The sequence below is a fragment of the Novosphingobium subterraneum genome, from assembly GCF_000807925.1.
Taxonomy (GTDB): domain Bacteria; phylum Pseudomonadota; class Alphaproteobacteria; order Sphingomonadales; family Sphingomonadaceae; genus Novosphingobium; species Novosphingobium subterraneum.
Genome location: NZ_JRVC01000002.1, coordinates 209049 through 221421, shown reverse-complemented (window position 1 = coordinate 221421; position 12373 = coordinate 209049). Strand labels below are relative to the sequence as shown.

12 protein-coding genes are annotated in these 12373 nt (G+C 62.2%); 10 read left to right on the top strand and 2 right to left on the bottom strand.

Annotation, left to right across the window (positions count from 1 at the left end; translation table 11 throughout):
* Window position 1 precedes the first annotated feature (1 nt).
* From NJ75_RS03010 to NJ75_RS02965, 10 genes are read left to right on the top strand one after another with little or no spacing between them, the layout of a single operon-like run.
* On the top strand, window positions 2-619 hold the full coding sequence (locus NJ75_RS03010; protein WP_039331347.1) for an NADH-quinone oxidoreductase subunit J: 618 nt from the start codon (window positions 2-4) through the stop codon (window positions 617-619).
* A complete protein-coding gene (nuoK, locus tag NJ75_RS03005) occupies window positions 619-924 on the top strand; it encodes an NADH-quinone oxidoreductase subunit NuoK (protein ID WP_011445933.1) in 306 nt (101 codons plus the stop codon). The genes NJ75_RS03010 and nuoK overlap by 1 nt, the downstream gene beginning before the upstream one ends.
* 4 nt (window positions 925-928) lie before the next feature.
* Window positions 929-2977 (top strand): NADH-quinone oxidoreductase subunit L, encoded by a 2049-nt coding sequence (gene nuoL, locus NJ75_RS03000; protein ID WP_039331344.1) that lies wholly within the window; start codon window positions 929-931, stop codon window positions 2975-2977.
* Window positions 2974-4515, top strand: coding sequence for an NADH-quinone oxidoreductase subunit M (locus NJ75_RS02995; protein WP_039331343.1), 1542 nt, complete (start codon window positions 2974-2976; stop codon window positions 4513-4515). The genes nuoL and NJ75_RS02995 overlap by 4 nt, the downstream gene beginning before the upstream one ends.
* Window positions 4515-5978 carry an NADH-quinone oxidoreductase subunit NuoN gene (gene nuoN / locus NJ75_RS02990; RefSeq protein ID WP_039331340.1) on the top strand — a complete coding sequence of 488 codons (1464 nt, stop codon included), beginning with the start codon at window positions 4515-4517 and terminating at the stop codon, window positions 5976-5978. The genes NJ75_RS02995 and nuoN overlap by 1 nt, the downstream gene beginning before the upstream one ends.
* Before the next feature lie 4 nt (window positions 5979-5982).
* Window positions 5983-6714: a biotin--[acetyl-CoA-carboxylase] ligase gene (locus tag NJ75_RS02985; protein WP_039331339.1), complete on the top strand. Its 732-nt coding sequence runs from the start codon at window positions 5983-5985 to the stop codon at window positions 6712-6714.
* The gene (locus NJ75_RS02980; RefSeq protein ID WP_039331337.1) at window positions 6698-7483 is read left to right on the top strand and encodes a type III pantothenate kinase; all 786 of its coding nucleotides are present in this window, start codon (window positions 6698-6700) and stop codon (window positions 7481-7483) included. Before NJ75_RS02985 ends, NJ75_RS02980 begins: the two co-directional genes overlap by 17 nt.
* Window positions 7480-9132 (top strand): ribonuclease J, encoded by a 1653-nt coding sequence (locus NJ75_RS02975; protein WP_039331334.1) that lies wholly within the window; start codon window positions 7480-7482, stop codon window positions 9130-9132. The genes NJ75_RS02980 and NJ75_RS02975 overlap by 4 nt, the downstream gene beginning before the upstream one ends.
* 4 nt (window positions 9133-9136) lie before the next feature.
* Window positions 9137-9409: a DUF1467 family protein gene (locus NJ75_RS02970; protein WP_039331332.1), complete on the top strand. Its 273-nt coding sequence runs from the start codon at window positions 9137-9139 to the stop codon at window positions 9407-9409.
* 2 nt (window positions 9410-9411) lie between these two features.
* Entirely contained in the window at window positions 9412-10917 is a 1506-nt protein-coding gene (locus NJ75_RS02965) for a glycosyltransferase family protein (RefSeq protein ID WP_052241891.1), read from the top strand.
* A gap of 3 nt (window positions 10918-10920) precedes the next feature.
* Here the strand turns inward: NJ75_RS02965 and phoB are convergent, their stop codons facing one another.
* Both phoB and phoU read right to left on the bottom strand, forming a co-directional pair.
* Window positions 10921-11610 carry a phosphate regulon transcriptional regulator PhoB gene (gene phoB / locus NJ75_RS02960; protein ID WP_039331331.1) on the bottom strand — a complete coding sequence of 230 codons (690 nt, stop codon included), beginning with the start codon at window positions 11608-11610 and terminating at the stop codon, window positions 10921-10923.
* A 75-nt stretch (window positions 11611-11685) separates the two neighbouring features.
* Window positions 11686-12372, bottom strand: coding sequence for a phosphate signaling complex protein PhoU (gene phoU / locus NJ75_RS02955; protein ID WP_039331329.1), 687 nt, complete (start codon window positions 12370-12372; stop codon window positions 11686-11688).
* Between the last annotated feature and the right edge of the window lies 1 nt (window position 12373).

Genomic DNA, 12373 nt, shown 5'->3' with positions numbered 1-12373 from the left:
GATGATCCAGGTATTCGCCTTCTATCTCTTCGCCACGCTCTGCATCTTCAGCGGTGCGGTGACGATTCTTGCGCGCAATCCGGTGCATTCGGTGCTCTGGCTGATCCTCGCGTTCTTCAATGCCGCCGGCCTGATGGTGCTGGTGGGCGCCGAGTTCATCGCGATGCTGCTGGTCATCGTCTATGTCGGTGCGGTTGCGGTGCTGTTCCTGTTTGTGGTGATGATGCTCGACATCGACTTTGCCGAACTGCGCGCCGGATTCATCAAGAACTTCCCGCTCGGGCTGGCGCTGGCCGTCGTGCTTTTCGTCGAGCTGTTCGTCGGCCTGATCGTGCGCGGTGCAGGGTCGGTTGCGCTGGGCAAGGCCGATGGCTCGGCCGCGCCGCTGGCCGAAGCCTCGAACATCGAGGCAATCGGTGCACTGCTCTACAGCCGCTACCTGTTCCTGTTCGAAGCGGCGGGCATTGTCCTGCTGGTTGCGATGATCGGCGCAATCGTGCTGACGCATCGCCAGCGCACCGACACGCGTGGCCAGAACGTCTCGAAGCAGAACGCGCGTCGTCCGGAAGAGGCGACCGTCAATCTCCAGCCGGAAGTGGGCAAGGGGGTCCAGATCTGATGATCGGCATCGAACACTACCTCGTCGTCAGCTCGATCCTGTTCGTGCTGGGCGTGCTTGGCATCTTCCTCAACCGGAAGAACGTCATCATCATCCTGATGGCGATCGAACTGATCCTGCTTTCGGTGAACCTCAACCTCGTCGCGTTCAGCGCGTTCCTGCACGACCTTGTCGGCCAGGTCTTCGCGATGTTCGTGCTGACGGTGGCTGCGGGCGAGGCAGCAATCGGGCTTGCCATTCTCGTCATCTACTTCCGTGGCCGCGGCACCATTGCCGTCGACGATGTCAACCGGATGAAGGGCTGAACCAATGTCTTCCATCCTGATCATTGTATTCCTGCCGCTTCTGGCAGCGATCGTCGCAGGCCTCGGCAACAAGAAGCTGGGCGCAGTTCCGGCCAAGGTGGTTACCACTGGCGCGCTGTTCATCTCGTGCGCGCTGTCCTGGCCGATCTTTATCTCTTTCCTGGGCGGAACGGCCGAGGCAAGCGTCACGCCGGTGCTGCACTGGGTCAAGTCGGGCGCGCTCGACTTCGCATGGGCGCTCCGGGTCGACACGCTTACGGCGGTCATGCTGGTGGTCATCACCAGCGTCTCGGCGCTCGTCCACCTGTACTCGTGGGGCTACATGAGCGAGGAGCCGGATCAGCCGCGCTTCTTCGCCTACCTGTCGCTGTTCACCTTCGCCATGCTCATGCTGGTGACGGCGGACAACCTCGTGCAGATGTTCTTCGGTTGGGAAGGCGTAGGCCTCGCCTCCTACCTTCTGATCGGCTTCTGGTTCCGCAAGCCTTCCGCCAACGCTGCCGCTATGAAGGCCTTCGTGGTCAACCGCGTCGGCGACCTCGGCTTCATGATGGGCATCTTCGGGACGTTCCTGGTGTTCGGCACAGTGTCGATCCCGGCGATCCTTGAAGCCGCGCCCGGCATGGCCGGCTCGACCATCGGTTTCCTTGGCTACCGCTTCGACACGATGACCGTGCTGTGCCTGCTGCTGTTCATCGGCGCGATGGGCAAGTCGGCGCAGCTTGGTCTGCACACGTGGTTGCCTGACGCTATGGAAGGCCCGACTCCGGTATCGGCGCTGATCCACGCTGCCACCATGGTGACAGCGGGCGTGTTCATGGTCTGCCGTCTGTCGCCAATGTTCGAAGTCAGCCCAACGGCGCTGTCGTTCGTGACCTTCATCGGCGCGATGACGTGCATCTTTGCGGCGACCGTGGGCACGACGCAGACCGACATCAAGCGCGTGATCGCCTATTCGACCTGCTCGCAGTTGGGCTACATGTTCTTTGCGGCAGGTGTCTCGGCCTATGGCGCGGCGATGTTCCACCTGTTCACCCACGCCTTCTTCAAGGCGTTGCTGTTCCTGGGTGCCGGTTCGGTGATCCACGCGATGCACCACGAGCAGGACATGCGGTACTATGGCGGCCTGCGTAAGAGCATTCCGCTTACCTACTGGGCGATGATGATGGGCACGCTGGCGATCACCGGCGTCGGCATTGTCGATGTGTTCGGTTTTGCAGGTTTTTACTCGAAGGACGCGATCCTTGAGGCGGCCTATGCCAAGGGCACCGAACTGGGGCACTTTGCCTTCTTCATCGGTATCTTTGCAGCGCTGCTGACCAGCTTCTATTCGTGGCGTCTGGTGTTCCTGACCTTCTTCGGCAAGCCGCGATGGGAGCAATCCGAGCATATCCAGCACGCGGTACACGATGCTCATGGGCATGACGATCATGCTCACGGGCACGATGACCACGCTCATGCGCATCATCATGACGAGCACAGTGACGGCACGGCAGGCTATCACCCGCATGAAAGCCCTCTGAACATGCTTGTGCCGCTCGGCGTCCTGTCGCTTGGCGCGGTGCTGGCAGGCTTTGTCTTCCATCACAGCTTCGTGAGCGAAGGCACCGGACATTTCTGGAAGGGCTCGCTCGTGTTCGCGGAACACACGATCCATGCAATGCACGCAGTGCCGACATGGGTTAAGTGGGCGCCGTTCGCGGTCATGGCCACCGGCCTATTGATCGCCTGGTATGCTTACATCAAGAACACGAAGTTCCCGGCCGCGTTCGTCGAACAGTTCGGGTTCCTCTACAAGTTCCTGCTCAACAAGTGGTACTTCGACGAGCTTTACCACTACGTTTTCGTCGTTCCTGCGATGTGGCTTGGCCGCGTGTTCTGGAAGGTTGTCGACCAGGGCGTGATCGATCGCTTCGGCCCGAACGGTGCCGCTTGGGTCGTCGCTCAAGGCAGCCGCGCCGCCGCCAAGCTCCAGTCGGGGTATCTCTATAGCTATGCGCTGGTCATGCTCGTCGGCCTTGTCGGCGCGATCAGCTGGGTGATCGCACAATGACCGGTTTTCCGATCCTCTCGCTGATGCTGCTGGTGCCGCTGGTTGCGGCAGTGGCCTGCCTTGTCGTTCCTCGTGAACAGGCGCGTTCCGTTGCGCTTGTCGCCACTTTGATCAACTTCGTTCTGGGGGTGATCCTCTGGGCGCAGTTCGACATCGGCGGCGCGCAGTGGCAATTCACGGAAAGCGCCGCGATCTTCTCGGGCTTCTCGTGGAAGCTCGGCATCGATGGCATCGCGCTGCTGCTGATCGCGCTGACCGTGTTCCTGATGCCGATCTGCATCGGCGCTAGCTGGACCTCGATCGACAAGCGCCAGGGCGAGTATTACGCGGCGTTCCTGCTCATGGAAACGCTGATGATCGGCGTGTTCGCGGCGCAGGACCTGTTTCTGTTCTACATCATGTTCGAGGCCGGCCTGATCCCGATGTACCTGATCATCGGCGTGTGGGGCGGGGCGGAGCGCATCTACGCCAGCTACAAATTCTTCCTCTACACGCTGCTCGGCTCGGTGCTGATGCTGATCGCGATGTTCTGGATGGTGAACGAAGCCGGCACGACCGACATCCCGACGCTGATGGCCTACAACTTCCCGGTGCAGGCGCAGACCTGGCTGTGGCTGGCCTTCTTCGCGAGCTTTGCCGTGAAGATGCCGATGTGGCCGGTCCACACCTGGCTGCCTGACGCGCACGTGCAGGCGCCCACCGGCGGTTCGGTGATTCTTGCGGGTGTCCTGCTGAAGATGGGTGGCTATGGCTTCATCCGCTTTTCGCTGCCGATGTTCCCCGAAGCCTCGGCGCAGTTCGCGCCGCTGATCTTCGGCATGTCGATGGCGGCCGTGGTCATCACCTCGCTGATCGCGTTGGTGCAGCACGACATGAAGAAGCTGATCGCCTATTCCTCGGTCGCGCACATGGCGATCGTGACGATTGGCCTGTTTGCCTTCAATCAACAGGGTCTCGAAGGTTCGATGCTGATCATGCTGAGCCACGGCCTGGTTGCAGGCGCGCTCTTCCTCAGCGTCGGCGTGATCTATGACCGTCTGCACACGCGCGAGATTGCTCGCTATGGCGGCTTGTCGATCAACATGCCGTATTACGCGGTGTTCCTGCTGCTGTTCACGATGGCTTCGATCGGGCTTCCGGGTACGAGCGGTTTCGTTGGCGAGTTCCTGTCGCTGATGGGCGTCTACCAGATCTCGAGCTGGGTTGCCCTGATTTGCACCACCGGGATCATCCTTGGTGCGGCATACATGCTCTACCTTTATCGTCGCATTGCCTATGGCGAACAGAAGAACGCCGATGCCGCCGCGATGCTCGATCTCGACAAGCGCGAGTGGGCGATGATGGTGCCGCTTGCTGCCGTGGTGCTGTGGATGGGCGTGTACCCTGAAAGCTTCATCGCGCCGATGCGCAAGGATATTGCCGCGCTCAATGCGCGCCTCGCGCAAGCCAAGCCCAAGGGCGATGCGCAAGTAACTGCTGGAAAGCCGATGGCTGCTGCCCATTCTGAACATGAAGCCGCGCACGGGGAGGCACACTGATGGACTTCGCCCGTTCGCTCGCGCTCACCACGCCCGAAATTCTGCTTTCGGTTTCGGGTCTGGTGCTGCTGCTGATCGCCGCCTGGGGCGGTGACAAGGCCTCGCGCCTGATCTCGATCCTTGCCGTTGCTGTCCTGACGGTTTGCGCCATTCTTACTGCGCCTGCACTGTGGGGGCAGGCGATGGGACCGGACGTGATCGCATTCGGTGGGCAGCATCGCGCCGATGCCTTCGCCGCGTTCGCCAAGTTGCTGATCTACGCCAGTGCTGGCGTGACGCTGATCGTTGCGCAATCGTTCTTCGACAAGGCTCGCGCAATGCGCGCAGAATTCCCGCTGCTCGTGCTGTTCGCCTCGCTCGGCATGGGCATGATGGTGTCTGCAGGTGATCTGCTGGCGCTTTACATCGGCCTCGAGCTGAACAGCCTTGCGTCCTATGTGTTGGCTTCGTTCCTGCGCACCGACGAGCGGTCGGCGGAATCTGGCCTCAAGTACTTTGTGCTTGGCTCGCTGGCTTCAGGTATACTGCTGTTCGGCATGAGCCTGACCTACGGCTTCACCGGCACGACCAGCTTTGGCGGGATCAATGCTGCGCTTGCGGGCGGCCTGTCGACCGGTGCGACGTTCGGCCTGATCTTCGTGCTGGCAGGTCTTGCCTTCAAGATCAGCGCGGCGCCGTTCCACATGTGGACGCCCGACGTTTACGAAGGCGCGCCGACGCCGGTAACGACGTTCTTCGCCACCGCGTCGAAGGTCTCGGCGCTAGGCCTGCTGGTGCGCGTCAGCTTCGAGGCTTTCGGTAGCCAGCCGCACGCCTGGCAGCAGGTCGTGATCTTTGCCTCGCTGCTGTCGATCGTGATCGGCGCGCTGGGTGCGATCGGCCAGAACAACATCAAGCGCCTGATGGCCTATTCGTCGATCAACAATGTCGGCTTCATCCTGATCGGGCTTGCGACGGCAACGCGCGCCGGCGCTTCGGCGATGCTTGTCTACATCGCGATCTATGTGGCGATGTCGATTGCCGGTTTCGTGGCGGTGCTGCTGCTGCGAGACGAGAACGGTGAACAGGTCGAAACGATCTCCGACCTGGCTGGCCTTTCGAAAACGCGCCCCTGGATTGCCTTTGCCATGGCGTCGGTGATGTTCAGCCTCGCCGGTATTCCGCCGCTGTTCGGCTTCTGGGGCAAGTTCGTGGTGTTCCAGGCCGCAGTGCAAGCCGACATGATCGTGCTCGCCGCGATCGGCATCGCTGCATCGGTGATCGGTGCGTTCTACTACCTCAAGGTTGTCAAGGTCATGTACTTCGACGAACCGGCGGATGTGGTGAAGGGCGCTGGCGAGACTTCGCATACCGTGCTGCTGGTGCTGTCGAGCCTTGCGATCTCGCCGCTCGGCTACCTTGGCACCAAGTGCCTCGATACACTCGCGGGATACGCTGCCGCAGCGCTGTTCCCGGTCGGCTGATCACTTGATCGAAACCGTCGCCGAAATTCCCTCGACCAATGGTGCGCTGCTCGTGCGCCTTGGCGGGGGAGAGGTCTTGGCTGAAGGTTACTGGCTGGTTGCTGACCGGCAAAGCGCTGGGCGCGGGCGCGCAGGGCGGGCATGGAGCGACGGCTTCGGGAACTTCATGGGTTCGACGGTCGTCAATCTTCGTGGTTCCGATCCGTTGCCCCAGACGCTGGCTCTGGTTGCCGGGCTGGCTGTACACGAGACGGTCAGTGCCATCGCTCCGACACTGGCTGATCTCTGGCTGAAGTGGCCGAACGACCTGCTTGTTGTTGATGCAAAGCTGGCGGGCATTTTGCTCGAACGCCAGCGTGATGCTGTGGTCATAGGAATTGGCGTAAACCTCGCGCAAGCACCCCAAGTACCTGACCGGTCGACGGCGTCGCTGAACGATCTTGGCATCGACATTTCCCGCGACCGGTTCTCCACCGATCTGGCTGCGCGGCTTGGCGATGCAGTTGACCGGTGGCACTACGGCGAATGGCCGCTGCTGCGCCAGCAGTGGATTTCCCGCGCCTTGCCCACAGGGACGCTTGTTTCGGTCAAGGATAGCGACCACGGCACCATCATGGGTGCGTTCGCCGGCATCGATGATGACGGCGTTGCCCTTCTTCGCTTGGCGGACGGGGCGGTCCGTGCCATCCACGCGGGCGACATAGATATGGTGGGAACTCATGCTTCTGGCGGTTGACGTCGGCAATACCAACATCGTCTTCGCACTGTTCGAAGGTCGCGAGATCAAGTCACGCTGGCGTGTTGCGACTGATCCACGCCGCACGGCTGACGAGTACGCAGTGTGGCTGTTGCAACTCATGCAATTGCAGGGTTTTGACCGAAAAGCCGTGAGCAAGATCATCATCTCGACAGTTGTGCCGCGCGCGCAGCACAACCTCGAGGTGCTCTCGCAAAAGTACTTCGGGCTCGATCCGCTGATCGCAGGGCAGGCTCCCGTGGAATGGGGCTTCGAGGCAGATGTCGACGAGCCGCGCTCACTTGGCGCAGACCGTGCCGTCAATACCGTGGCGGCCCACGCCAAGTATGCTGGTGACCTGATCGTCGTCGATTTCGGCACAGCCACGACATTCGACGTGGTAGACTTCAATGGTGCCTACAAGGGCGGGATCATCGCACCCGGGATCAACCTGTCGCTCGATGCGTTGGTGACGGCAGCCGCAAAGCTGCCGCGCATTGCAATCGCGCCGCCGCGAGGCAACGACCGCCGGGTCATTGGTCGCAACACCGAAGACCAGATGCAGATCGGCGTGTTCTGGGGCTATGTCGCAATGATGGAAGGCCTGATCGCGCGGCTGCGTTCAGAGATCGGTCGCCCGGCCAAGATCATTGCTACGGGCGGCCTGGCCGTGCTGTTTGACGAACATACCGAGATTTTCGATCACGTGGATACCGATCTTACCCTCGACGGCCTCGCGATCCTTGCTGAAAGAGTGTCTGATTCGTGAAGCCTGCCAAGGAACTCCTCTTCCTCGCCCTTGGTGGCTCGGGCGAGATCGGGATGAACGTCAACCTTTATGGGTGTGACGGCAAGTGGCTGATGGTCGACCTCGGCATGACCTTCGCCGACCCGTATTACCCCGGGATCGACCTGGTTTTTGCAGACCTCGATTTCATCGAGCAGCGTCTCGATGACCTTGTCGGTATCGTCCTGACGCACGCGCACGAAGACCATATCGGTGCCGTGCCGTACTTCGCGCAGGACCTTGGCGTGCCGCTATATGCGACGCCTTTCACGGCCAAGCTGGTGCATGAGAAGCTGGTCGAAGCGGGGATCGAGGAAGAGGTCGAGCTCAACGTCATCGACCACCTTGATCGCTTCGAACTGGGGCCGTTCGGCATTCGCTACGTGCCGCTGGCGCACTCGATTGCGGAAGGCAATGCGCTGCTCATCGACACCCCGCATGGTCGCATCTTCCATACCGGCGACTGGAAGCTGGACGATGAGCCGCGCATCGGCACCCCGGCGACCGAGGAGGAATTGACCGCAATCGGTGACGAGGGCGTGCTGGCGCTGGTCTGCGATTCCACGAACGTGTTCAATCCCAAGCCATCGGGTTCGGAAGGCGAAGTGCGGGCGGGGTTGCTCGAGGCGGTTGGAGCGCAGAAGGGGCGTCGCGTCGTCGTCACCACATTCGCTTCCAACGTGGCGCGCCTCCAGACGCTCGGTGAGGTGGCCGAGGCGACCAATCGGAAGTTGTGCGTTGCGGGCCGCTCGCTCGACCGTATCATCCGCGTTGCGCAATCGTGCGGCTATCTCAAGAACTTCCCTGATCTGGTCCATGTCGACGATGCAATGGACGTGCCGCGCGGAGAACTGCTCGTGCTGGCGACAGGCGGGCAGGGTGAGCCGCGTGCGGCACTGGCACGCATTGCTGGCGATCAGCACCCGGTGCGGCTTGAGAAGGGCGACGTGGTCCTGTTCTCCAGCCGCCAGATCCCCGGAAACGAACTTGCCATCGGGCGCATCCAGAATGTGCTGGTAGAGAAGGGCGTGCGGATCGTGACTGACAGGCAGTCAATGATCCATGTCTCCGGCCACCCCGGTCGCCCCGAACTGGTGGCGCTGTATGACTGGATCCGGCCGGAGATCCTCGTGCCCGTCCACGGCGAAATTCGTCACATGGCCGAGCAGGCGCAACTGGGCCTGGACGAAGGCATTCCCAAGGCGATCCTGCAGAAGAACGGCGATTTGATCCGGCTTGCACCCGATGGCCCGAAGAAGCTTTCGGAAGAACGCGCCGGACGACTGGTGCTCGACGGCGACATCATAGCCCCCGCCGACGGCGAGGGCGTCGTGGCGCGGCGCAAGCTTTCGCAGAACGGCCTGATCACGGCGGCGCTTGCGGTGCGGCACGATGGGCAACTGGTTTCTGACGTGGAGATCGCCTCGATCGGCATTCCGTTGGACGAAGACATGGAGGCCTTCGTGGCCGAGGCCAAGGTCGAGGCATCGCAGGCCGTGCGGAACCTGAAGGGTGATCGCAAACGGGATCGCGTGGCCGTGGCAGAAGCCGTCAGGCTGGCGGTCCGTCGCACCGGACAACGCTGGTCGGGCAAGAAGCCGGTCGTGCAAGTGCTGCTGCGGGAAAGCTGAACCCATGAAGATCACGTCGATCATTGCGATTTACGGGCTGTTCTGGGTGATGGCGGCGTTTATCGTCCTCCCGTTCGGTGTGCGCACGCATGACGAGCTCGGGCAGGAGAAGGTGCTCGGGCAGGCCGACAGTGCGCCTGGCAACTTCAATCCGCGCAAGATCGCGATCCGTGCGACGATCCTTTCGGCCGCGATGTTTGCGTTCTTCTATGCGAACTATTTCAATGGCTGGATCACCGTGGCCGACCTCGATTTGACGACCTACTTCCCGCACTGACTGTGGCTGGGGGGGCTGGAACGAGTGGGGAGACAAGACAGCGTCGGATAGACCCGGCGCTGGCATGGCTGCTGGTCCTCGCGCTTTTCTTCCGAATTCCGATCTCGCTGTTCACCGTCTATCACCACGCGGACGAGATATGGCAGTATATCGAGCCGGCCTACGGCTTGATAACTGGCGACTGGATCCGCACCTGGGATATCCGCCTCGGCATTCGCAGCTGGTTGATCCCGCTGGTCATGGTCGGGCCGGTCTGGCTTGGGCATGCGCTCGATCCCGCTGGCGAGTTGCACCTGGTCCTGCCGCGCCTGTGCATGGCGGTGGCATCGTTGGGGACGGTCTGGGCCGGGTGGTCGCTTGGCGCGCGGATCAGCCGGACACATGCGATAACGGCCGGGTTCGTTGCCGCGGTCTGGGTGGACTTTGCCTACTTCGCCTCGCGCACTTCGAGCGATACTTTCTCGGTCCTCGCCATTCTGCCGGGATTGGCGCTGCTGGTTCGGTTTCGGGACCAAGGCAATCGCCGCGACGCGCTGATCGGCGGGTTCCTCCTGGGTCTTGGCTTCATCATGCGGTTTCCGCTCGGCCCGGCCCTGGCAATCCCGTTTCTGTGGGCCGGACGGTTTGAACTGCGTCGCGCATGGCTGCCGCTGCTGGTCGGCGCAACCGGCGGTGTGCTGTGCGACGTGCTGGCCAACCTTGCCATGGGCGAGATGCCGCTGGTCTGGATCTACAACAATGTCTTTGCCAATGTCGTCGCCAACCGCAGCCATGCCTACGGGGTCGAGGCACCGGAATGGTATCTGCAGGTACTGATCTGGCAGTGGCAGTGGATCGCAGTAGCGCTGGTGCCTGCCCTTCTGTTCGGGGCGAGGCGCTATCCCATGCTGGTGGCAACGGCAGCGGCGGTGATCGCCATCCATTCGGCAATCGGCCACAAGGAGTATCGTTTCATACTGCTTGCAGTGCTGCTGCTGATACAGGTGGCCGCCATCGGTTCGGTCGATCTTGCGCAGCGCCTGGCCGCCTGGCGCAAGCGGGAGCTGGGGCGGATGGGCTTTGCTCTCGTCCTTGGCCTGTGGCTGGCGGCATCGGTGCAAGTGGCGGCGACAGAGCCTTTCGTGATCAACTGGGGTGTTGGCAAGGCGCCGCTACGTGCGATGCGGACTGTGCGCAGCCAGCCGAACTTCTGCGGGCTGGCAACCTATCGCATCCGTGACGTGCCGTTCGTCTCGCGCGCGGTGCTCAACCGCAAAGGGCAGACGCTGTTGATCGAGGGGCAGCAGGCTCCCCGTATCGCGGCGCTGGCGCAGGCGCGCTACAACGTTGCGGTGGCACCGGCCGAGCATATGAGAGAGTTGCCGCCAGCCTATCGCTTCGTCGGCTGCATGTCGCCGAAAAAGCCGCTGTTCGAGCAGCAGTACTGCGTATTCCGGCGGGAAGGGCCGTGCACCGAACCGGGTGGTGATCTCGATTACAACGCGGTGCTGGTCCGCATCGACAAGTAGCGGTCAAACGCCCTCCAGAGCATAGCCAGCCGAGCGTACTGTCCGTACGGGATCGGCCGCACCGGGGATGGCAATGGCCTGACGCAGGCGGCGGATGTGGACGTCGACCGTGCGCAGCTCGATGTCGCTGCCGCTTCCCCAAACCGCGTCGAGCAACTGTCCGCGCGAGAATACGCGACCGGGATGTTCCATGAAGTGCTTGAGCAGGCGAAACTCGGTCGGACCGACCTTCATCGGTGTGCCGCGACGCATGACGCGGTGTGCTGTCGGGTCGAGCGACAGATCGCCGACCGTGATCGTCTCACCAGCCAGGGCCGGGCGCACCCGGCGCAGGACTGCGCCCACGCGGGCGATCAGCTCGCGCGGGGAGAAGGGCTTGGTGACGTAATCGTCCGCGCCGATCTCAAGCCCGCGGATGCGATCGTCCTCGTCAGAGCGGGCAGTGAGCATGATGATCGGAACGTGCGCCGTCTCCTTGTTGCGACGCAGCCGGCGGCATACTTCAATACCGCTGGTGCCACCGATCATCCAGTCGAGCAGGACGAGGTCGGGGGCATCCTCGGCGGCGAGAAGCAGGGCCTCGTCACCGTCGTCGGTGGTGCGCACGTCGTAGCCTTCGCCGCGAAACCGGTATTCGACCAGTTCGGCCAGGGCGGTGTCATCTTCAACCAGCAGCAACTTCGGAGCAGGCACGCAAACCTCCTTGACGGTCAGTTTGCCAAGACACGACCAATGTTACCGCCTTGTGACGAAACCCCAAAAAGGGCCTCATGCTGGCGGCAGCACTTCCTCGCGATCCGGCAGGTTCATGCCCGTGGCGGCATAGTAGACCATTTCGGCGATGTTGGTGGCATGGTCGCCAATGCGCTCGATATTGCGTGCGACGAACAGGAGCTGGGCAGCGCTGCTGATCGTGGCGGGGTTTTCGACCATGAACGACACGAGGTTGCGGAAGATCGAATCGTAGAACGCATCGACCTTGGCATCGCGCTGGACGATCTCGGCCGCGGCAACAGGATCGCGCGCGGCGAACGCTGTCAGCACGTCGTGAACCATCTCTGCGGCGAGGTCGTTCATCGCCGGAATCAGGGTCAGCGGTTCGAAGCGCTTGCGCCCTTCGATGATGCCGACGCGCTTGGCGATGTTCTTGGCGTAATCGCCGATCCGCTCGATCACGCCAGCGATCTTTAGTGCGGCGATGACTTCGCGCAGGTCGTCAGCCATGGGCGCGCGCAGGGCAAGGACGCGGATGGCGAGCTTGTCGACTTCGGCTTCGAGCTGGTCGATCCGCTTGTCGCGCGCGATTACGCCGGCGGCGAGGTCATGGTCGCCACGCAGCAGCGCATCCATCGCCTCGGACACGGACAGTTCAGCAAGGCCGCCCATTTCCGCGACAAGGCCGCGCAGCCGGGTGATGTCCTCGTCGAAAGCCTTGACGGTATGTTCGGCCACCATG